The organism is Nonomuraea sp. NPDC004580 (assembly GCF_040609855.1).
Taxonomy (GTDB): Bacteria; Actinomycetota; Actinomycetes; order Streptosporangiales; family Streptosporangiaceae; genus Nonomuraea; species Nonomuraea salmonea.
Genome location: NZ_JBEXLH010000005.1, coordinates 197,536 through 218,883, shown reverse-complemented (window position 1 = coordinate 218,883; position 21,348 = coordinate 197,536). Strand labels below are relative to the sequence as shown.

Annotated in this window: 17 protein-coding genes and 1 pseudogene; 6 read left to right on the top strand and 12 right to left on the bottom strand. The window is 70.8% G+C overall.

The window, feature by feature from the left end; translation table 11 throughout:
- The 4 genes and pseudogenes from ABZW11_RS09475 to ABZW11_RS09460 form a co-directional block, all read right to left on the bottom strand.
- Positions 1 to 473 (bottom strand): annotated as a pseudogene (locus ABZW11_RS09475) (serine protease); the annotation flags it as partial.
- 112 nt (positions 474 to 585) lie between these two features.
- Positions 586 to 1,407 (bottom strand): carbohydrate ABC transporter permease, encoded by an 822-nt coding sequence (locus ABZW11_RS09470; RefSeq protein WP_355414451.1) that lies wholly within the window; start codon positions 1,405 to 1,407, stop codon positions 586 to 588.
- Positions 1,404 to 2,318 carry a sugar ABC transporter permease gene (locus ABZW11_RS09465; RefSeq protein WP_355414449.1) on the bottom strand — a complete coding sequence of 305 codons (915 nt, stop codon included), beginning with the start codon at positions 2,316 to 2,318 and terminating at the stop codon, positions 1,404 to 1,406. The genes ABZW11_RS09470 and ABZW11_RS09465 overlap by 4 nt, the downstream gene beginning before the upstream one ends.
- The gene (locus ABZW11_RS09460; protein ID WP_355414447.1) at positions 2,315 to 3,676 is read right to left on the bottom strand and encodes an extracellular solute-binding protein; all 1,362 of its coding nucleotides are present in this window, start codon (positions 3,674 to 3,676) and stop codon (positions 2,315 to 2,317) included. The genes ABZW11_RS09465 and ABZW11_RS09460 overlap by 4 nt, the downstream gene beginning before the upstream one ends.
- 78 nt (positions 3,677 to 3,754) lie before the next feature.
- On the opposite strand from ABZW11_RS09460, the gene ABZW11_RS09455 reads away from it, so the two are divergent.
- A complete protein-coding gene (locus ABZW11_RS09455) occupies positions 3,755 to 4,933 on the top strand; it encodes an ROK family transcriptional regulator (protein ID WP_355414445.1) in 1,179 nt (392 codons plus the stop codon).
- A gap of 83 nt (positions 4,934 to 5,016) precedes the next feature.
- Here ABZW11_RS09455 and ABZW11_RS09450 read toward each other — a convergent pair whose 3' ends face one another.
- Positions 5,017 to 8,010 (bottom strand): glycoside hydrolase family 38 C-terminal domain-containing protein, encoded by a 2,994-nt coding sequence (locus tag ABZW11_RS09450; RefSeq protein WP_355414443.1) that lies wholly within the window; start codon positions 8,008 to 8,010, stop codon positions 5,017 to 5,019.
- Positions 8,011 to 8,190: 180 nt separating this feature from the next.
- Positions 8,191 to 9,816 carry an endo-1,4-beta-xylanase gene (locus ABZW11_RS09445; RefSeq protein ID WP_355414441.1) on the bottom strand — a complete coding sequence of 542 codons (1,626 nt, stop codon included), beginning with the start codon at positions 9,814 to 9,816 and terminating at the stop codon, positions 8,191 to 8,193.
- A 299-nt stretch (positions 9,817 to 10,115) separates the two neighbouring features.
- Here ABZW11_RS09445 and ABZW11_RS09440 point away from each other — a divergent pair, with 299 nt between their 5' ends.
- The 4 genes from ABZW11_RS09440 (at position 10,116) to ABZW11_RS09425 (ending at position 14,178) form a co-directional block, all read left to right on the top strand.
- Positions 10,116 to 11,777 (top strand): class I adenylate-forming enzyme family protein, encoded by a 1,662-nt coding sequence (locus ABZW11_RS09440; RefSeq protein ID WP_355414439.1) that lies wholly within the window; start codon positions 10,116 to 10,118, stop codon positions 11,775 to 11,777.
- A gap of 195 nt (positions 11,778 to 11,972) precedes the next feature.
- Positions 11,973 to 12,374 (top strand): hypothetical protein, encoded by a 402-nt coding sequence (locus ABZW11_RS09435; protein ID WP_355414437.1) that lies wholly within the window; start codon positions 11,973 to 11,975, stop codon positions 12,372 to 12,374.
- Positions 12,375 to 12,412: 38 nt separating this feature from the next.
- Complete coding sequence (locus ABZW11_RS09430; RefSeq protein ID WP_355414435.1) at positions 12,413 to 12,763, top strand: nuclear transport factor 2 family protein; 351 nt, start codon at positions 12,413 to 12,415, stop codon at positions 12,761 to 12,763.
- A gap of 122 nt (positions 12,764 to 12,885) precedes the next feature.
- Positions 12,886 to 14,178 carry an MFS transporter gene (locus tag ABZW11_RS09425; protein WP_355414433.1) on the top strand — a complete coding sequence of 431 codons (1,293 nt, stop codon included), beginning with the start codon at positions 12,886 to 12,888 and terminating at the stop codon, positions 14,176 to 14,178.
- Between the two features lie 38 nt (positions 14,179 to 14,216).
- Here ABZW11_RS09425 and ABZW11_RS09420 read toward each other — a convergent pair whose 3' ends face one another.
- Positions 14,217 to 14,450 (bottom strand): hypothetical protein, encoded by a 234-nt coding sequence (locus tag ABZW11_RS09420; protein WP_355414431.1) that lies wholly within the window; start codon positions 14,448 to 14,450, stop codon positions 14,217 to 14,219.
- A 75-nt stretch (positions 14,451 to 14,525) separates the two neighbouring features.
- On the opposite strand from ABZW11_RS09420, the gene ABZW11_RS09415 reads away from it, so the two are divergent.
- Positions 14,526 to 15,131, top strand: coding sequence for a Uma2 family endonuclease (locus ABZW11_RS09415; RefSeq protein ID WP_355414429.1), 606 nt, complete (start codon positions 14,526 to 14,528; stop codon positions 15,129 to 15,131).
- Between the two features lie 48 nt (positions 15,132 to 15,179).
- Here the strand turns inward: ABZW11_RS09415 and ABZW11_RS09410 are convergent, their stop codons facing one another.
- The 5 genes from ABZW11_RS09410 to rplT all read right to left on the bottom strand — a co-directional run bounded on the left by ABZW11_RS09410 (position 15,180) and on the right by rplT (position 21,343).
- Positions 15,180 to 17,732, bottom strand: a complete 2,553-nt coding sequence (locus tag ABZW11_RS09410; protein ID WP_355414427.1) for a phenylalanine--tRNA ligase subunit beta — start codon at positions 17,730 to 17,732, stop codon at positions 15,180 to 15,182.
- Positions 17,732 to 18,772: a phenylalanine--tRNA ligase subunit alpha gene (pheS, locus tag ABZW11_RS09405; protein ID WP_355414464.1), complete on the bottom strand. Its 1,041-nt coding sequence runs from the start codon at positions 18,770 to 18,772 to the stop codon at positions 17,732 to 17,734. Before pheS ends, ABZW11_RS09410 begins: the two co-directional genes overlap by 1 nt.
- 131 nt (positions 18,773 to 18,903) lie before the next feature.
- Positions 18,904 to 19,995, bottom strand: a complete 1,092-nt coding sequence (locus ABZW11_RS09400; RefSeq protein ID WP_355414425.1) for an ATP-binding protein — start codon at positions 19,993 to 19,995, stop codon at positions 18,904 to 18,906.
- 49 nt (positions 19,996 to 20,044) lie between these two features.
- Positions 20,045 to 20,848 (bottom strand): RNA methyltransferase, encoded by an 804-nt coding sequence (locus ABZW11_RS09395; protein WP_355414423.1) that lies wholly within the window; start codon positions 20,846 to 20,848, stop codon positions 20,045 to 20,047.
- A gap of 111 nt (positions 20,849 to 20,959) precedes the next feature.
- Entirely contained in the window at positions 20,960 to 21,343 is a 384-nt protein-coding gene (rplT, locus tag ABZW11_RS09390) for a 50S ribosomal protein L20 (protein ID WP_355414421.1), read from the bottom strand.
- Positions 21,344 to 21,348: the final 5 nt, after the last annotated feature.

The window sequence follows — 21,348 nt, the reverse complement described above, 5'->3', positions numbered from 1 at the left end:
GACACGCCGGCGCCGCCGATGCTCTCCAGCGTGCGCTCCTGCCGGGCGGCGGGCACGGCCGCCTTGGGGGCGTTCGCGCCGAAGGTGAGGATGAGCGGGATGGTGGCGCCGAAGTCCTGCTCGGCCAGCGCCGTCACGTCGAACAGCGCGGGGTCGAGCCGGCCCGGCACCAGGCTCGCGACGTCGTCGGGGATGACGGTGACGCCGCGCTCGGTCTCCATCACCTGGAAGGTGGGCACGGAGCCGTCGGCGCGCCGGGCGGGCGTGACGGTGACCGCGTGGTGCCCGCCGTCCACGTCGCGCACCTGCACCCGGTCGCCGGTGATCAGGGTGATCTCGTCGCTCGCCGCCGCGGCCGTGAAGGGCCCGGCGCTTTCGGCGTACGCGGCGGGCGCCGCGAGCAGCGCGGCCGCCATGACCGTGGGGAGCGCGAGCGCCGACCCCCACTTCAACCGGCTTAAGCCACGCAGCATGGGACGACCTCCAGAGAATCGGTAAGCACGAATACCGGATTTCTAATGGTCCCGAACTGCGGTGTCTATGAAATGGGAGTGGCCACATCCTGACTTGTCGTGAATCCGCCAGCTACCCCTTCGTCGCGCCGCCGAGGTTGAACGACCCCGCGAGGTACTTGTTGACCGCCACGTAGAGGATCACCGCGGGCGCCGTGTAGAGGATCGAGAACGCGGCCAGCTGCCCGTAGGCGACCTGCCCGTACTGCGAGAAGAACGTGTAGATGGTCACCGCGGCCGGCTGCTTCTCCGGCGCGTCCAGCAGCACGAACGGGGCGAAGAAGTTGCCCCACTGCCCGACGAAGACGAAGATCGCCACCACCGCGATGCCCGGCGCCATGAGCGGCCCCACCACGGCGCGCAGCGACTGCACCCACCCGGCGCCGTCCACCCAGGCGGCCTCCTCCAGGCTGACCGGCACGCCGTCCATGAAGTTCTTCATCATCCAGATGGAGAACGGCAGCGAGCTGGCGGTCAGGAACAACACCATCGCCGGCACCGAGCCGTACAGGTTGAACCGGAAGAACATGGCGTAGACCGGCACCAGGATCGCCGTCATCGGCAGGCCCGTGGTGAACAGCAGCGTCAGCATGAAGTGGCGGCGGTAGCGCAGCTGGTAGCGCGAGAGCGGATAGGCCGCGAGCCCGGCCACCACCACCGTCAGCAGCGCCGTCGAGCCCGAGATGACGACCGAGTTGATCAGCGGGAGCACGATCGTCTCCCAGGTCAGCACGGCCTTGAAGTTGTCGAGGGAGAAGGTCAGGGTCGGCGCGGCGGCCAGCGTCGCCTCCGGCTGCACCGAGGCGATGAGCACCCAGATGAAAGGCCCCAGGAACGCCAGCACGATCACCAGCAGCGACAGCGTGGCCGCGCCCCTCGCGGCGAGTCTGGTCATGCGTCCTCCACCTTGATCAGACGCAGGTAGATCAGCGAGAACAGGGCTCCGATGACCAGCATGACCAGCGCGATGGCCGAGCCGTAGCCGATCTCGAAGTAGCGGAACGCCTGCTCGTACATGTAGAGCGGGGTCGTCTGGCTGGCCGTGCCAGGACCGCCGCCGGTCAGGGCGTAGATCAGCCCGAAGCTGGCCAGCGTCTGCAGCGTGATCAGCATGAGGTTCGCCATGATCGAGCGCCGGATCAGCGGCAGCGTGATGTGCAGCAGCCGCTTGCCGGGACCCGCGCCGTCCACCGCCGCCGCCTCCACGAGGTCCTTCGGCACCTCCGACAGCGCCGCCGAGTAGACCAGCATCGAGAACGCGGTGCCGCGCCAGACGTTGGCCAGGATCACCGCCAGCATCGGCGCGGTGTAGAGCCACTCCTGCGAGACGCCGAGCACGGTGTTGAGCGTGCCCTCCTCGGCGAGGAAGGAGAACCAGCAGGCCGCCGCCACGATCTCGGGCATCACCCAGGCCGCGATGACCACGCCGTTGACCGTGCTGCGCGTCACCCTGCCGCGCCCGCGCATCAGCAGCGCGATGATCAGGCCCAGCGTGTTCTGGCCGATGACGGCCGAGCCGATCACGAAGACGAACGTGAGCAGGAACGAGTTGATGAAGTCCGGGTCGTCGAAGAGCTTGACGAAGTTGTCCAGCCCGACGAACTGCGAGTTCACCGAGGCCGAGCCGGTCAGGGTCTCGTTGGTGAACGCGATGTAGACGCTCCACAGGATGGGCCCCGCGAGGAACAGCGCCAGCAGCACCAGCGCCGGGCCCAGGGGCAGCAGCCAGCGCATGACCCGCCGCCGTGACGGGCCGCCCGCGGGCGTGCCCGTCACGGGCGGGGACGGCGCCGTGGCGACCGTCATTTGGCGACGACCTTGTCGGGGCCTCCGACCGCGCCGGGCAGCGCCTTGGCGTAGGCCGCGGTGGCCTCCTCAGGCGTCTGCGAGCCGGTGGTGACGGCCTCCATGGCCTCCTGGATCTGCGCCGACACCTTCGGGTACGCCTCGTAGGCGGGCCGGTAGTGCGTCACCTCGGCGAGCTCGGTGAAGAACTTCACCGACGGGTTGTCGGCGGTGTACTTCGGGTCGGCCGCGACGTCCTTGCGGACGGCCAGGTCACCGGTGCTCACGGAGTACGTCATCGCGTTCTCCTTGTTCATCGCCACCGTGATGAAGTCGAACGCCTCCTGCTTGAGCTTGGTGTAGGAGCTCATCGCCATGACCCAGCCGCCCGACATGCTGACCGCGCCGGGCTCCTCGCCGTTCTGCGTCGGCATGGCCGTCCAGCCGATCTTCTCCTGCCAGGCGGGCCACGGCTTGGTGCTGGTCTCCTTCCAGGCCGACGGCGTCCAGGCGCCGTCGAGGGAGATGCCGATCTTGCCGGACGGGAACCACTCGTGGTTGACCTTGTCGGCGAGCTTGGCGTTGTGGGCGTCGGCCTGCTTGGGGCCGAGCTCCTCGCGGTAGATCGTGTTGATGAAGGTCAGCGCGTCGGTGAAGTTCTTGCCGCCGCTCACCCACTTCTGCTGGGCGCTGTCGTACAGGGTGCCGCCGGGGGTGCCGTACAGGAGCATCTCGAAGCCCTGCATGGTGGACGCCTCGCCGTGGATCTTCGTGGAGTACATGCTGAAGGGGACGGCATCCGGCACCTTCTGCTTGATCGTGCGGGCCGCGGTCAGCACGTCGTTCCAGGTCTTCGGCTCCCACGGCACGGGCAGTCCCGCCTTGGCGAAGACGTCCTTGTGGTACCAGAGGCCGCGCGTGTCGGTGCTGATCGGCACGCCGTAGATCTTGCCGTCGGCGCCCTTGGCGGCCTCCTTGACCGAGTCGGGGAACTGGGAGCTCCAGTCGGGCCACTTGGTCAGGTATTCGTCGAGCGGGGCCAGCTTGCCCGCGGCGACGTCGGCGTTCACCTGGAAGGTGTCGTGGTAGTAGATGTCGGGCGCCGAGTCCGCCGAGCGGTTCAGCAGCGCCAGCTTCGTGTAGTAGGCCTCGTTGTTGCCCTGCACCCCGGTCAGCTTGATCGTGACGCCGGGATGGCTGGATTCGTACTGCTTCTTCGCGTCCGTGAGCATCTTCTCCAGGTGCGGCCACGTGGGCTCGACCTTGTAGAGGACCTCGAGCTCCTTGGTTCCTGAGGCTTCTTCGGCGGCGCCACCGCCGCAACCGGCTGCTGTCAGCGCTGTCAACAGCAGGAGGGAACCGGCCAGCCTACGTGTCATCACGGCCTCCCCTTGTTTCCTTTGGGTTGCGGAGAACGTAAGTCTTTTTGATTTACTAAGTCAACACTTTGTGGTGATATGACTCACATGCAGCAGGGCACCAACCTGCCCAAGGTCGGCAGCTACAACCGGGCCGTGGTGCTGGAGGCCATCCAGGCCTCCGACGGGATCAGCCGCGTCCAGGTAGCGTCCGTGACGGGGCTGACGGCGCAGACGGTGTCGGTGATCGTACGCAGGCTGCTGGAGGAGGGCCTGGTCGTCGAGGACGGCTCGGCGCCGTCGCGCGGCGGCAAGCCGGCCACCATCCTGCGGGTCGACGCCGGCGCCGGCTACGCGGTCGGCGTGCACTTCGACCCCAAGGCGCTGTCGTGCGTGCTGGCGGACCTGGCGGGCCGCCCGGTCGCCCGGCTTCACCTGCCCGTGCGCCCGCGGGCCAGGCCCGACGCGGTGGTCAGGCAGATGGCGCGGGCGGCCAGGCGCATCCTGCGCGAGGTGGGGGTGCCGGACGGCAAGGTGCTCGGGGTGGGGCTGGCCTGCCCGGGGCCGCTCGACGGCGACGGCGTGATGGTGAGCCCGCCCCGGCTGCCGGCGTGGGCCGGCACGCCGATCAGGGAGTTACTCCAGGAGTACACCCGCTTCCCGGTGACCGTCGACAACGACGCCACGGCGGCGGCGATCGGCGAGAGGTGGGCCGGCATCGCGCGCTCCGCGCCCAGCTTCGCCTACCTCTATCTCGGCACCGGCATCGGCGGCGGGCTGTTCCTCGACAACCAGGTCTACCGCGGTCGCTCGCTCAACGCCGGCGAGTTCGGGCACATCACCGTCGAGCCCGACGGGCCCGAGTGCTACTGCGGCAACCGGGGCTGCGTGGAGGCGGTGTGCTGCCCGAGCGCGATCGAGGCGGCCTCGGGCGGCGCCGACCACGCCGACGTCTGCGCGGCCGCGGCGCGCGGGGAGCCGGCGGCGCGCGCGGTGATCGAGCGGGTGGCCGACCGCCTCGCCGTGGCCGCCGTCAGCGTGGTGAACATGCTGGACATCGACCTGCTCGTGCTGGGCGGGCCCGCGCTGCGCGACGTCGGCGGCATCTACCGGGAGGCGATCGCGGCGGCCGTGGCGGGGCGGACGATGGCCAGGCGGCTGCACGCCGTACGGGTGGAGACCTCACCGATCGCGGCCGACGCCGCCGCGATCGGTGCGGCCTCCCTTGTCTTCCACGCCACCTACGCCCCCCGCCTCGGCACGCTGCTCAGCGGCTGAACCCGCCGGACGCTCAGGCCCGCCTCACGCGCGGCCGGGCCCCGGCGCGCGGTTTCCCGGCGCCGGGCTCTGCCAGTGCGGGCTCAGGCCCGCTTCATGCGCAGCGTGACCAGCTCGAACGGGCGCAGGCCCACGGCGATCTCGTCGCCGGGCCGCTCGGGCTCGCCCGTCGGCCGCTCCAGCAGGTCGGTCGTGACGACCTCCGCGACGGGGAAGCCGGGACGCAGCGTGGCGCGGGCCCGGCCGCCGCGCGACTCGTGGAAGCGGACCACCACGTCGCCGCTGCCGTCGTCGGCCAGCTTCACCGCGGTCACCACCACGGCGTCGTCGTCCACCGTGACCAGCGGCTCGACCGGCGCCGAACCGGGCACGCGGCGCTCGGGCTGGTTGATGAAGTGGCCCTCGCGCACGGCGTCGCCGATCGCCGCGCCCGGCACCAGCGCATGACGGAAGCGGTGCGCGCCCTGGTCGGTCTCGGGGTCGGGGAAGCGCGGCGCGCGCAGCAGCGAGACGCGCAGCGTGGTCGTGGTGCCGTGCTCGTCCACGTCGCGGGTGACGTCGTGGCCGTAGGTCGAGTCGGTCACCATGGCCACGCCCCAGCCGGGCTCCTCCAGGTGCACGAAGCGGTGGTTGCAGGCCTCGAACTTGGCGGCCTCCCAGCTCGTGTTGGTGTGGGTGGGGCGGAAGGTGTGGCCGTACTGGCTCTCGGAGGCGTACCGGTCGGCGCGTACGTCGAGGGGGAAGGCCAGCTTGAGGAACTTCTCGCTCTCGTGCCAGTCGACCTCGGTGTCGATCTCCAGCCGCCCCTCGGCGAGCGTGAGCCGCTGCACCATCGACGAGGCCCCGAACGAGCGCTCGACCACCACCGTGACCCCGTCGAGGCGCACGTCGTCCGCCTCCGTCAGGTCGGTCACCGTGTTGCGGTAGAACTCATCCACGTCCCAGGCGTCCCACTTGTTCGGGAAGTCCGGGTGCAGCTGCGGCAGGCAGGCCGCCCGCCCGGGCGCGACGCTCTCGCGCCCGGCCCGCAGGTCGCGGGCCGACACGACCAGCCCGCGCCCGTCGATCTCGACCCTGAGCAGCCCGTCGTCGAGCACGAACCCGCCCTCGGGCCGCGGCGCCGCCTGCACGGCGGCGGCCGGGCTCTCGGGGGCGGCACCGCCCGCGGGCACGCCGCGGCGGGCGTGCGGGGCGCCGTTGAAGACCAGCGTGCCGCCGGACGGCTCGCCCGCCAGCGCGCGCTGCGCGGTGCCGATGATGCCGTCCAGCTCCTCGGTCACCAGCTCGTACGTCCTGCGCGCCTCCCGGTGCACCCACGCGATCGAGGAGCCGGGCAGGATGTCGTGGAACTGGTGCAGCAGCACCGTCTTCCACAGCCGGTCGAGCGCCTCGTACGGATAGTCCGCCCCCGCCCGCACGGCCGCCGTCGCCGCCCACAGCTCGGCCTCCCGCAGCAGCGCCTCGCTGCGCCGGTTGCCCTGCTTGGTCTTGGCCTGACTGGTCAGCGTGGCCCGGTGCAGCTCCAGGTAGAGCTCGCCCACCCAGACGGGCGGGGCGGGGTACTCGGCCTCGGCCTTGTCGAAGAACTCGGCGGGCGTCTCCCACGTCACGGTGGGCGAGCCCTCCAGGTCGCGGACGCGGAGCGCCCTGGCCACCATCTCGCGGGTGGTGCCGCCGCCGCCGTCGCCGTGCCCGGTCGGGGCCAGCGAGTGCCTGGCCACGCCCTTGTCCTTGAAGTTGCGGGCCGCGTGCGCCAGCTCGCCGCCGCGCAGGGAGGCGTTGTAGGTGTCGATGGGCGGGAAGTGGGTGAAGATCCTGGTCCCGTCGATGCCCTCCCACAGGAAGGTGTGGTGCGGGAACGTGTTGGTCTGGCTCCACGAGATCTTCTGGGTGAGCAGCCGCTTCGACCCGGCCGCCTTGATGATCTGCGGCAGCCCGGCCGCGAACCCGAACGTGTCGGGCAGCCACACCTCCTCGTTGTCCACCCCGAACTCGTCGATGAAGAAGCGCTTGCCGTGCACGAACTGCCGGGCCATCGCCTCGGAGCCCGGCATGTTCGTGTCGGACTCCACCCACATGCCGCCCGCGGGCACGAACCGGCCGGTCGCCACCGCCTTGACGACCTTGGCCCACACCTCCGGCCTGTGCTCCTTCAGCCAGGCCCACTGCTGGGCCTGCGACATCGCGAAGACGAAGTCGGGGTCCTCCTCCAGCAGCGTGGTCATGTTGGAGGCGGTGCGGGCCACCTTGCGCACGGTCTCGCGCAACGGCCACAGCCACGCCGAGTCGATGTGGGCGTGCCCGACGGCGCTGATCCGGTGCGCCGACGGCACGGCCGGCGCGGCCAGGACACCGGTCAGCTCGGCCCTGGCCGCGGCGGCGGTGCCGTTCACGTCCTGCAGATCGACGGCGTCCAGCGCGCGCTCGATCGCCCGGAGGATCTCCCAGCGGCGGGCGCCCTCGACGGGCAGCTCCTGCATCAGCTCGCCGAGCACCTCCAGGTCCATCACCAGGTCCCACACCGTCTTGTCGAAGACGGCGAGGTCCATGCGGGCCAGGCGGTAGAGCGGCTCGGTGCCGGCCGTCTCCTTGTCGCCCAGCCGCGTCGGCAGGAAGGGGTGGTAGTCGAGGATGACCGGGTTGGAGGCGGCCTCGATGTGCAGGCGCACCTCCTCGCCGCCCTCGGCGGGGCCGGCGATGCGGACCCACTGCTGGCGGGGGTTGAGGCTCTTCACGGGGGTGCCGTCGGGCCGGTAGACCAGCCCCTCGCACTGGAAGCCCGTCTTGTCCGGGTTGAACCCGAGGTCGAGCACCGCTTCGACGATCTTGCCCGTCCACTCCATGGGGACGGTGCCGCTCACGGTGAACCAGCTCGTGCCCCACGGCGGCCCCCACGGCGTGCCGACCGCGATCGGCTCGCGCGGCGCGGCCAGGCCCTTGGCCACCGGTACCGGCTCGCCCGGCGCGTGCCACACGCCCACCTCCAGCGGCACCGACTCGGGATAGACCGCGGGGCGGATCCGCTCGGTCAGTACGCGCTTGAGACGGGCTTCGACCAGGGTGCGGTCGTCATGCATCAGGCAGGCTCCTCAGCAGATGGAGAACGGCGGGCCGCTGGCAGGGCGGGCACCAACAGCACGTTATGCATCCCCATCATTTCCGGCAAAGCCACCCCCTCTTCTCAAAAGGGGAGAGAATCCCCTGGGGCGGTTACCGGTGCCGGGCGGGCAGTCGGGCAGGCCCCAGGGGATCCCCGATCAGGCGCAGGTGTAGCCGGAAGGCGTCTGCGTGTTCCCGTTCGGACGGTTCACCTGGAAGCCGAACGTGGTGCCGGCGTTCGGCGCCAGGTTGCCGTTGTAGCCGGCGTTCCTGGCCGTGACGGTCTGCCCGCTGACGGTCACGGACGCGTTCCACGAGCCGGCCAGCGTGTGCCCGGAGGGGAGCGTGAAGGTGACGGTCCAGCCGTTGATGGCCGAGGTGCCGGTGTTGGTGACGGTCACCGGCTGGACGACGTAACCGTTCTGCCACTGGGTCTGCACGGTGCCGGTGGCGGTGCAGCCACCGCCGCCGACGGGACCCTCGGACGTCGTGAACGTGGCGGTCGGCGAGTTGCCGGACAGGTTCCCGGCGCCGTCACGGGCGCGCACGTAGACCTGGTACTGCGTCTCCGGCGTCAGCCCGGTCAGGTTGATCGAGGCGGTCGTGCTCTGCCCGAGCAGCGTGTCCGTGGCGCCCTGCTCGCGGTAGACGTTGTAGCCGGCCAGGCCGCTGCCGCCGCTGTCGGTCGAGGCGCTCCAGGACAGCGTCGCCGAGTTGGAGGTGACGTTGCTCGACGTCGGCGTGCCCGGCGTGGTCGGCGGCGTGGTGTCGTTGCCGCCCGTGCCGGCCGCCAGCGCGTCGTGCACGGCGGTGTAGGAGCCCTTCTTCTGGTAGTTCTCGTCGTAGATGAGCGCCGCGCCCTGGCCGCTGAAGGTGTCCGGCACCCACGAGTACTTGTCGGTGAAGCCCCAGATCGTCACGCCGGCGCAGGCCGTGACCGCCAGGCAGGCGTTGACCACGTTGCGGTAGTAGGTGGCCTGGGTGGCGTCCTTGGAGGAGTCGCGCGGCATCTGCATGCGGATGTCGAGCTCGGTGATGCGCACCTGGACGCCGAGCGCGGCGAAGCGCTCCAGGTTCTGCTGGAGGTCGTTCGGGAAGCCGTACTGGATGGCGAGGTGGCCCTGGAAGCCGACGCAGTCGACCGGCACGCCCTGCTGGCGCAGCGAGGAGACCAGGTTGTACATCGCGGTGCTCTTGGCGTTGATGCCCTCGACGTTGTAGTCGTTGATGCACAGCCGGGCGTCGGGGTCGGCGGCGCGGGCGGCCCTGAAGGCGTCGGCGATGTAGCTCTGGCCGAGCGTGTTGTACCAGAACGAGCTCCGCATGCTGCCGTTCTCTTCGAACACCTCGTTGACCACGTCCCACGAGACCACGGCCGGGTTGTCGGCGTAGCGGCCGACGACCTGCGAGATGTGGTTCTGGATCGCGCTGCGCATGGCGCCGGCGCCGAGACCCTGCACCCAGCCGGGAGTCTGCTGGTGCCAGATCAGCGTGTGGCCGTGGACCTGCTGGTTGTTCTGCGTGGCGAAGTCGACGATCGCGTCGGCGCCGGAGAAGTTGAACTGGTTCTGGCTGGGCTCGGTGGCGTCCCACTTCATCGCGTTCTCGGCGGTGATCTGGTTGAACTCCGTGGCCGCGATGTTGCGGTAGGCGGTCTCGTTCGACAGAGGGCTGGTGGCGAGCGCCGCACCGATGAACTTGCCCTTGGAGGCCGCGTGCGTACGCAGCGGCGCCGATGCTTCCGCCGGGACGGTGGGTAGGAGGAAGGTCGCGAGTAACCCCACTAACGCGAGAGGTCTGAGGAGCGAGGACGAACGCACGGGCATCTACCTCCGGAGGCAGGCACTCGATTCCGAAAGTTTCGGCCCCGATGGGACCATGGAGCAGACGGTATTGACATGCGCGCGAGCGGGTCAACCAGGCGCTCGGGCCGGGGCCAAATGAGCAGTTGGCGGGCAGAAAGTATCGGTACATCCGTGAAACTTTCATCCACGTAGCGCCGGAGATCGGGCGTCTAGCGCACGTACCGGCCGGTCGGTACTGTGATTGTCCGGAACAATCGTCCACTGCGGGAGTACTGCGGATGACTCTTTCGCACGCCCAGGTCCAGGCCCAGCTCACCGGTCCCGGCCAGCTCTTCGAGATGGAGGAGATCGGCGAGACCGGCGTACGCACGTGGAAGCACGCCCCGCCGCACTACCGGGCCCTGCTGGAGATGAGCAGATTCCACGGCGACAAGGTCTTCCTCGTCTACGAGGACGAGCACATCACCTTCGAGGACCACTTCCGCCGCGTCGCCGCCCTCGCCCGCCGGCTGGTCGAGGACTACGGCGTGAGCAAGGGCGACCGGGTGGCCGTGGCCATGCGCAACTACCCGGAATGGGTGATCTCCTTCTCGGCCGTGCTGGCCGCCGGGGCCATCGCCGTACCGCTCAACGCCTGGTGGACGGAGGCCGAGCTGGCCTACGGCGTGACCGACTCGGGAGCCAAGGTGCTGATCGCGGACGGTGAGCGCGCGGTCAGGCTGGCCTCGACCGGCGTGCCGATGATCGTCACCAGGGGCGACGTGCCGGACGGGGCGCGCGCGTTCGACGACGTGCTCGGCGAGATCCGGGCGGACGTCTCCCTCCCCGAGGTCGAGCCGGCACCCGACGACCCCGCGACGATCTTCTACACCTCCGGCACGACGGGCAACCCCAAGGGCGCGCTCGGCAGCCACCGCAACATCGGCCAGTCCCCCATGACCGTCGCCTACGGCCTCATGCGCGCCGTCGCCCTGGCCGGCAAGGACGTCGGCACGGCGGCGGGCACCCGCAGGATCACCCTGCTGACCGTGCCGCTCTTCCACGTCACCGGCTGCTTCTCGGCGATGACGACCACGATGTTCAGCGGCGGCGGCCTGGTGCTGATGTACAAGTGGGACCCGGAGAAGGCGCTGCAGCTCATCGAGCGCGAGCGGGTCACCGCCATGATCGGCGTGCCCACCAACGCCTGGCAGCTCATGTCGCACCCCGACTTCGGCAAGTACGACCTGTCCTCGCTGTCCACCCTCGGCTACGGCGGCGCCCCCGCCCCGCCCAAGCTGCTGGAGCGCATCAGGACGAACCTGCCCGACCGCGCGCCCTCCAACGGCTACGGCATGACCGAGACCAGCGCCCTGGCCATCGGCAACGGCGGCGCCGACTACCACGCCAGGCCCGACAGCATCGGCCTGCCCTCGCCCGTGGTGGACGTGCGGGTCGTCGACCCCCTGGGCGACGAGCTGCCCCGCGGCGAGGTCGGCGAGCTGTGCGTACGCGGCCCCAACGTCATCCTCGGCTACTGGAACAAGCCGGAGGCGACCGCGCAGACGTTCGTCGGCGGCTGGCTGCACACCGGCGACCTGGCCAAGATCGACGAGGACGGCTTCGTCTACATCGTGGACCGCGCCAAGGACATGGTGATCAGGGGCGGCGAGAACGTCTACTGCGCCGAGGTCGAGGCCGCCCTGTTCGAGCATCCGGCGGTGGACGACGCTGCCGTGATCGGCGTACCGCACGACGAGCTGGGCGAGGAGGTCGGCGCCGTGCTCCGCCTGGCGCCCGGCGCCTCGCTCACGCCGGACGAGCTGCGCGAGTTCCTGTCCTCCAGGATCGCCAAGTTCAAGATCCCGGTGCACGTCTGGTTCCGCGAGGGCGAGCTGCCGCGCAACCCCGGCGGCAAGATCCTCAAGACCCACCTGCGCCGCGAGATCCTCGGCACCTGACCCGCTCCCGCGACGGCTCCCCGGTGTGCTTCCGGGGAGCCGTCGTCGTGTGACGGCCTTCACACCATCCGCGTTCCCCCTGCTCGGACGGCCCTTCCGGGCTCCCGCTTACCCGCCGGGTAATCGCGGCACCTACCCGCGTCCTGACATCGTTCCCGGTGTCAGCACGACGTGGTCGCCGCGAAGGAGCCCGACATGACCGCCCTGCCCATCACCACCGACCGTACGAAGTTCCTGCGCCTGACGCTGGCCGCGGACGCCGCCGTGACGGGCGTCAACGGGCTGGCCTACCTCGCCTTCGCCGGCCCCGTCGCCGCGCTGCTCGGCCCGGACGCCGCCGCGCTGCGCGGCATCGGCGCCTTCCTCCTGGCGTACGGCGCCGCCGTCGCCGTCCTCGCCACCCGCCGCGACATCAGCCGCACCGGCACCAGGGCCGTCATCGCCCTGAACGTCGCCTGGACCCTGGGCAGCGTCGCCGCCGTCGTCACCGGCGCACTCGGATTCACCACGATCGGCGCGGTCTGGGCCGTCGCCCAGGCCCTCGTGGTGGCCGTCTTCGCCGAACTCCAGCTCACCGGCCTGCGCAAGAGCCGCTGACCCTTCCCCGCTGACCCTGCGATAAGGAGACAAAGATCATGACCCTCATCGACCGCTACCTCGCCTGCTGGAACGAGACCGACCCCGAGGCGCGCGCCAAGGCCGTGGCCGAGCTGTGGACCGAGGACGGCACCTACACCGACCCCCTCGCCGACGTCACAGGACACGCCGCCATCGCCGCCGTGATCGAGGGCGCGCAGTCCATGTTCCCCGGCCTCGTCTTCACCCCGGGCGACCTGTACGACAGCCACCACCACGTCGCCCGCTTCACCTGGCACCTCGGCCCGGAGGGCGGCGACCCCGTCGCCACCGGCTTCGACGCGGTGGAGCTGGACGAGGACGGCCGCATCCGCAGCGTCCTGGGCTTCCTGGACAAGATCCCGTCCTGACCACCCTCGCGACGACCTCCGGGAGCCTCCCGGAGGTCGTCGAGTCGTCGCCGGGGGCCTTGCCGCATCGACGGTCAAATTGATTTGCCCACGCCGGCCGCCATCACGGACAATTGCCACTCGTGCCATCAGCATTGAAGCGCCTGCTCCGCCACCTCGCGCTCGACCTCAGCCCGCTCCGCGACTCCCGCGACTACCGGTTGCTCTTCGGGTCCGGCGTCATCACCATGTTCGGCACGCTGATCACGATGGTCGCGGTGCCGTACCAGATGAAGCAGCTCACCGACTCCTACCTCGCGGTGGGCCTGGTGAGCCTGGCGGAGTTCGTGCCGATGGTGGTGTGCGGGCTGTGGGGCGGCGCGATCGCCGACGCGCTCGACCGCCGCAAGATCATCGTGATGAGCGAGCTGGGCCTGCTGGTCACCTCCGCCGCGCTCATGCTCAACGCGATGCTGCCGAGCCCGCAGATCTGGGTCCTGTACGTCGTGGGCGCGGTCTCCACCGGCATCGGCTCGCTCCAGCGCCCCAGCCTTGAGGCGGTGATGCAGCAGGTCGTCAGGCACGACCAGCAGGCCGCCGCCGCCGTGCTGTCGAGCCTGCGCTGGAACTTCGGCGCCATCGTGGCCCCCGCCCTGGGCGGCCTGATGATCGCGTCGTGGGGCGTCACCTCCGCGTACGTCCTCGACACGCTGACCTTCCTGCTGTCGATGTTCCTGCTCTGGCGGGTCAGGTCGCTGCCCCCCGCCGAGAACGCGGCGCCCGCCTCGATCAAGTCGCTGGTCGAGGGCATGCGGTACGCGATGAGCCGCAAGGACCTGGTGGGCACGTACCTGGTGGACATGGCCGCCATGGTGTTCGCGATGGCGAACGCGCTGTTCCCGTTCCTCGCCGAGGAGCTGCGGGCGCCGCAGGCGCTCGGGCTGCTCTACTCGGCCTCCGCGGTCGGCGCGCTGATCGCCTCGCTCACCGGCCGCTGGACGGCCCGCGTACGCCGCCACGGCCTCGGCGTGATCGTGGCCGCCGCCTTGTGGGGCGTCGCCGTGGCGCTGACCGCCGTGGCCCCGAACATCTGGCTCATCGTCGTCTGCATCGCGTTCGCGGGCGCCGCCGACATGATCAGCGGCATCTTCCGCATGACCATGTGGAACCAGACCATCCCGCCCGAGCTGCGCGGCCGCCTGGCCGGCATCGAGCTCCTCTCGTACGCCAGCGGCCCCATGCTGGGCAACGCGCGGGCCGGCATGATGGCCCAGCTCGGCGGCACCCGCTTCGCACTCGGCGCGGGCGGCGTGCTGTGCGTGGCCGCCGTCCTGAGCCTGGCCGCCGCGCTGCCGAAGTTCCGCCGCTACGACGCCACGACCGACGAACACGCCCTGGCGGAGAAGGCCCGCCGCGAAGCCGCCACCTTCGCCTGACCACTGAGGCCGGCTGACGAGGCGGGCCGGCCCTGCGGTCAGCCCGCCTCCCGCCACCCGTCGTACCGCTCGACCAGCTCATCGACCTTGCCCAAGGCCGCGCCGTCGAGCCCTTCGACCACGACCACCCACTGAGCGTCCTCGGCATCGTCCTCCCCCGCCAAGGTCTCCCGCACCACCCGCGGCACCCCCACCTCCGGAAACCACTCCCCCAGCGTCTCCGCCACCTCCTCGGCATCCTCCCGCTCGCCGAACACCAACAGCTCCACCATTCCATCCCTCTCAGGCGCTTAACCGTGTCTTGACTTTCACCTAGCGTGATCACAATAGGTTGGTAGCGTTCAACCATGACTGCTGAAGCGGTGATCGAAACGATGACACCTTCCCCGCTGCCCGACTGGGTCTTTCCGCCACCGCAGGGCTTCACAGCAGAAGATCTCGATCACATTGCGGATTTGCCCGCGCACACAGAGCTGATCGATGGAAGCTTGGTCTTCGTGAGTCCCCAAGCCGCCTTCCACATGCGGGCCGTGTCGCTGCTCGAAGCCGAGCTCCGGCGCGCCGCACCGCATGACGTGCGCGTTCGCCGCGAGATGAGCGTGATCCTCGCCAAGGACCAGCGGCCCGAGCCGGACCTCTGCGTCGTGGTGGCGGAGGCGGTGCGCAGCGGTAAGGAGACCTACTACCGGGCCCAGGACGTCCTGCTCGCCGTCGAGGTGGTCTCGCCCGAATCCGTCACCCGTGACCGGCAGCGCAAACCGGAGCTCTACGCCCAGGCCGGCATCCCGCACTTCTGGCGGGTCGAGGAGGATGCGGGCAAGCCGATCGTCTACGCCTACGAGCTCGACCCGGCGATGCGCTCCTACGCGCGTATGGGCGTGCACCGCGACAGGCTGAAGGTGACGGCCCCCTTCGACCTCGACGCCGATCTCGCCGCGATCGACCGCATCTGATGCCGAAAGGGCCGGTGCGGCGTCGCACCGGCCCCCTGGAAAGACGGGTCAGCCGCGGAGCTGGGCGCCCACGCGGTCGGCGGCCATGGCCACCGCCGCGTCGCGGGCCGCCGTCGTCTCCTCGACGGTCAGCGTACGGTCGGGCGCACGGAACCGCATCGAGTAGGCGAGCGACTTGTTCCCCTCACCCACCTGCTCACCCGCGTAGACGTCGAACAGCCTGATCGACTCCAGCAGCTCCCCCGCCCCGTCGCGCAGCGCCGCCTCGACGTCGGCGACCGGCGTGAAGTCGGGCACGATCAGCGCGACGTCCTGGGTGGCCACCGGGTAGGCGGACACGGCGGGCGTATCGACAGGACCCGGCATGGCCGCCTCCAGCCGCGACAGCTCCAGCTCCATCGCCGCGGTGCGGGCCGGCAGCCCGTACGCCTCGATGACCCGCGGGTGCAGCTCACCGGCGTGCCCCACCAGCGTGTCGCCCACGTAGAGGGCGGCGCACCGGCCGGGATGCCACGGCTCGTGCTGGTCGGCGCTGATGGACAGCTCAAGCCGCGCCTCGGCGGCGACCAGCCGGGCCGCCTGCACGGCGTCGGCCCACGAGGCCGCCCGCCCCGCGCCCCACCAGCCGGACCGCTCGAACTCGCCGGCCAGCACGACCGCGACCCGCAGCGGCTGGTCGGGCAGCGCCGACTCGATGGTGGCCAGCTCGTCGGCGGTGGGCCGCCGCTCGACGCCGAGCACGGGAGCGGCCTCGGGCGCGTCCTCGCGGGGCCGGTAGACGGCGCCGGACTCGAACAGCGCGACGTCGGTGAAGCCGCGCCCGACGTTGCGTACGAGGGTCTTCAGCAGCCCCGGCAGCAGCGTCGTCCGCATCAGCGGCTCGTCCTCCGACAGCGGGTTGGCCAGCCGCGCGGCGCGGCGGCGCGCGTCCTCGGCGGGCAGCTGCATGCGGTCGAAGTCGTCCGGGCTGATGAACGGGTAGCTGAGCACCTCGACGTAGCCGCCTTCGGCCAGCGCCCGCCCGGCCCGCCGGCGCAGCCGCTGGCCCTCGGTGAGCCCGGCGCCGGCCGGGGCGGAGGGCAGCACCGACGGGAGGTTCTCGTAGCCCTCCAGCCGGATGACCTCTTCCGCCAGGTCGTTGGGGTCGGTCAGGTCGGGCCGCCAGGACGGCGGGGTCACGGTGATCATGTCATCGCCGGAGACGGCCAGCCTGGCGGCCAGCTCGCCGCCGGTCACCACGCCGGTCGGGGCGACGCCGCCCTGCCGCACGGCCGGGTCGGCGCCGTCGGTGACGACGCAGCCGACCTGCCGCAGGCGGGTGACCACCGTCTCCTTGGAGTAGGGGACGCCGGCCACCCGGCCCGGGTAGCCGGCCGGGATCGCGATGCGCGCCGGCGACACCTCGACCTCGGCGTGCGTGACGCCGGGCGGCACGGTGGCGCCGCCCAGCTCGGCCAGCAGCCGCACGGCCCGCCACGAGGCGACGAGCGGCAGCTCGCGGTCGACGCCGCGCTCGAACCGCTTGGACGCCTCGGAGACCAGCCCGTGCCGCCGGGACTCGCGGGAGATGCCGGTGGCGGAGAAGTGGGCGGCCTCGATGACGATGTCGGTGGAGGAGCCGGAGATCTCGGTCTCCAGGCCGCCCATGGTGCCGGCCATGGAGATCGGCCCCGACTGGTCGGTGATGAGGATGTCGTCGGGGTCGAGGTCGCGTACGACGTGGTCGAGCGTCTCCAGCCGCTCGCCCGCCGCGGCCCTGCGGACGACGATCTCGCCGGTGAGCTTGCCGCGGTCGAAGGCGTGCAGCGGCTGCCCGAGCTCCAGCATCAGGTAGTTGGTGATGTCGACGGCCAGCGAGACCGGGCGCATGCCGGCCCGGTGCAGGCGTACGCGCATCCACAGCGGCGTCTGCGCCTCCGGGTCGAAGCCGTGCGCCTCGCGCAGCACGAACCGGTCGCAGGCGGTCGGGTCGGCGATCGAGGCCGGCCACGAGGGCCCGGTCTCGGCGGGCACCTCGACGTCGGCGGGGTCGCGGAAGGCCACCCCGAACGCCGTGGCCACCTCGCGCGCCACGCCGCGGATCGACAGCGCGTAGCCGATGTCGGGGGTGATCTCCAGCTCGATGACGTCGTCGCGCAGGCCGAGCAGCTCGACCACGTCGGTGCCGATGGGCGTGCCCTCGGGCAGCACCATGATGCCGCTGTGGTCGTCGCCCAGGCCCAGCTCGCGCTCGGAGCAGATCATGCCCTCGGACATCCGCCCGTACGTCTTGCGCGCCCCGACCTCGAACCCGCCGGGCAGCACGCCGCCGGGCAGCACGACGGGCACCCGGTCGCCGGCGGCGAAGTTCGTGGCGCCGCAGACGATCTCGCGCGGCGTCGCCTCGCCCACCTCGACCTTGCAGTGCCTGATCGGCTTCTTGAAGCCGGTCAGCTCTTCGACCTCGAGCACCTCGCCGACGACGACGTTCTTGACGTCGTGGCCGTGGGAGGTGATCGACTCGAGCTTGAGCCCGGCGGCCGTGAGCTTGTCGGCCACCTCGTGGGCGGTGACCGCCGGGAGATCGACATACTCCCGCAACCAGGAAAGCGGGACCCTCATCAGATCTCCATTCCGAACGGGAGCGTGAAGCGCACGTCTCCCTCGACCATGTCACGCATGTCCTCGGCGTTGTGGCGGAACATCAGCGTCCGCTCGATGCCCATGCCGAAGGCGAACCCGGAGTAACGCGCCGGGTCGACGCCGCACGCGATGAGCACGCGCGGGTTGACCATGCCGCAGCCGCCCCACTCGATCCAGCCCTCCGACTTGCAGGTGCGGCAGGGCGGGTTGCCGGGCACCGCGGAGGCGCCGCGGCAGACGAAGCACTTGAGGTCCATCTCCGCGGACGGCTCGGTGAACGGGAAGTAGTTGGGCCGGAACCGCGTCGTGATGCCCTTGCCGAACATGACCTCGGCGAACCGGTCGAGCGTGCCCTTGAGGTGGGCCATGGTCAGGCCCTCGTCGACGGCCAGGCCCTCGGTCTGGTGGAAGACCGGGGTGTGGGTGGCGTCGAGCTCGTCGGTGCGGAACGTCTTGCCCGGCGAGATGACGTAGACCGGCAGCTCGCGCTGGAGCAGCGCCCTGATCTGCACCGGCGAGGTCTGCGTGCGCAGCACCATGCCGGAGTCGGTGGAGCCGACGAAGAACGTGTCGTGGTCGGAGCGCGCCGGGTGGTCCTTGGCGATGTTGAGAGCGTCGAAGTTGAACCACTCGCCTTCGAGCTCGGGCCCCTCGGCCACTTCGTAGCCCATGGCGACGAAGGCGTCGGCGATGCGCTCCTGCAGCGTGGTGAGCGGGTGGCGGGCGCCGCGCGGCCGGCGGTCCCACGGCAGGGTGACGTCGACGGCCTCCTCGATGAGGACGCGGGCGTCGCGTTCGGCCTCCAGCTCGGCCTGGCGGGCGGCGAGCGCCTCGTTGATGGCCTTGCGGGCCGCGCCGACGCGCTTGCCGGCCTCGGCGCGGGCGGCCGGCGGCAGGGCGCCGATCTCGCGGTTGGCCAGGGCGATGGGCGAGCGGTCACCCGCGTGCGCCAGCCTGGCCTGCTTGAGTGCGTCGAGGTCGCCGGCCGCCTTGATCGCCTCGATGGCGTCGGCCTCCATCCGGGACACCTCGTCGGCATGCAACGGTGTCACCTCGACGGGATCGTAGTCAGACAAGAGTGAGCTCCGTATCCAGGGCTTGAGCGGAAAAGAGTCTAGTGGGACCCGCCCACCGGGCCCGAACGCGGCGACTAGACGCCGGCGAAGTCGGGGGTGCCGGTGGGCAAGGTAAATCGGAACTCAGCCCCGCCCTCGGGCGCGCGCTGCACCGTGATCGTGCCGCCGTGCGCCTCGACCAGGCCCTTGACGATGAACAGGCCGAGCCCCGTGCCGCCCCGGCGGCGGCTGTTGCCGCCCCGCCAGAACTGCCTGAAGACGCGCGGAGCCAGCGCGGGCTCGATGCCCTCGCCCTCGTCGCGCACCGACACGGCCACTCCCCATTCGATGGACTCGATCTCGATCGTCACAGTGCCGCGCCCGTGGCGCAGCGCGTTTTCCACCAGGTTACCCAGGATCTGGTCGATCTTGTCCTGGTCGAGCCACATCTCGGGCAGCTCGTCGTCGGCGATCAGCCGGAAGCGGTTCTCCGCCTCGCCAGCCGCGACCCGGCCCGCGATGAGGCGGCGCGCCCTGGCGGGCAGATCGACGACCTGGCGGCGCACCTCGAGGCGCCCCGACTCGATGCGGGAGACGTCGAGCAGCTCGGTGATGAGCCGCGTGACGCGGTCGGCGTCGTTGTTGACCGTCTCGAGCATGACGAGCTTCTGCTCGTCGGTGAAGCGGGTCCACTTCGCCAGCAGCGTGGCGGTGAACCCCTTGACGCTGGTCAGCGGCGAGCGCAGCTCGTGGGCGACGGTGGAGACCAGGTCGGCGCGGCTGCGCTCCAGCCGGGAGCGGGCGCCACCGTCACGCAGCGTGATCGCGACGCGCTCGACCTCGCCGCCGCGCTCCGGCTCGCGGACGAGCCTGGCCGCGACGTAGAGCTCCTGCCCGCCCGGCAGGTGCAGCGGCCGCTCCGGCACGCGGGTGCGGATGCGCAGCCCGCCCTCGGGGTCGAGCGCCTTCCACCAGTCGCGCCCGTCGTGGTCGCGGAACGGGTAGACGTCGTTCATGTGGCGGCCCACAGCGCGCTCGGCCGGGATGCTCGTGAGCCGCGCGGCGGCCCGGTTGACGGCCAGCACGCGCCCATATCGGTCGGTCACGATGAGGCCGTCGGGGAGATCGTCGATGGCTATCGTGCACGCGGCCGCGACTACTCGCCCGTCGGTGTCTGCGCCGTGCACGCCTCGCCTCCTCCGCCTACAACGCCGACAATAGCGGGTTTCCCGTCGCCTAGGGCACCCGCTGCGCCCTGGCCGAGGAGTAAAGGCATACCGCCGCGGCGGTGGCCAGGTTCAGACTTTCAGCCTGTCCGTAGATGGGCACTCTGACCACATCATCCGCTTCGGCGAGTATTTCCTCCGGCAGTCCCCAGGCCTCGTTTCCGAAGATCCACGCCGTCGGTCCCGAGAGATCGACGTCATCGAGCGTGTGCTTGCCCGCGCCGTCGGCCGCCAGCACGCGCAGGCCCCGCTCCCTGAGTTGACGCACGGCGGAGCCCACCGGTGCACCGATCGTGACGGGAAGATGGAAAAGGCTGCCGACGCTGGCGCGTACGCACTTGCCGTTGTACGGGTCGACCGACGCGTCCGTGAACACCACCGCGTCCGCTCCCGCCGCGTCGGCCGCCCGCATGACGGTCCCCGCGTTGCCCGGATCGCGGACGTGCGCCAGCACCGCCACCAGCCGCGGCTCGCCCGCCAGCGCCTCCTCCAGCGGCACGTGCACCAGCCGGCAGACGGCGACCAGCCCCTGCGGCGTCACGGTCTGTGACAGCTCGGACATGACCTCGCCGCTCGCCCGGTGGACGGGGACGCCCTTGAGCGTGGCCTCGGTGATCAGCTCGGGGTGGCGCAGCTCGGCCTCGGCCGTGCTGAACAGCTCCAGGGTCACGCCGTCGAGCTTGAGCGCCTCGCGCACCGCCTGCGGCCCCTCGGCCAGGAACTTCCTGTCCTGCTCGCGGAAGGCCCGCTTGGTGAGCCGCCGCGCGGCCTTGACCCGCGGCGATCTCACGTTGGTCAGCTCGGACCCGGCCATCGTCTCCCCCAGTCGTACGGACGCCTGCGGCCCACCGGTTCGCGTGTCCGGCCGGTGCAGACAGCAAAGGGCCCACCGTCATCGGTGGGCCCCTCGTTCAAATCAAGCGCTTCAGCTCGCGGCCGGAGCGTTCACGTTCGCCGGGAGCGCCTTCTTGGCGGCCTCGACGAGCGTGGCGAAGGTCTGGCCGTCGTTGACCGCGAGGTCGGCCAGGATCTTCCTGTCGACCTCGATGTTGGCCAGGCGCAGACCCTGGATCAGGCGGTTGTAGGTGATGCCGTTCTGCCGGGCCGCGGCATTGATGCGCTGGATCCACAGACGACGGAACGCGCCCTTGCGGTCCTTACGGTCCCGGTAGGCGTACGTCATCGAGTGGAGCATCTGCTCCTTGGCCTTGCGGTAGAGCCGCGACCGCTGGCCACGGTAACCGCTCGCCCTATCGAGGACGACCTTGCGCTTCTTCTTGGCGTTGAGCGCCCGCTTCACGCGTGCCATGTTTC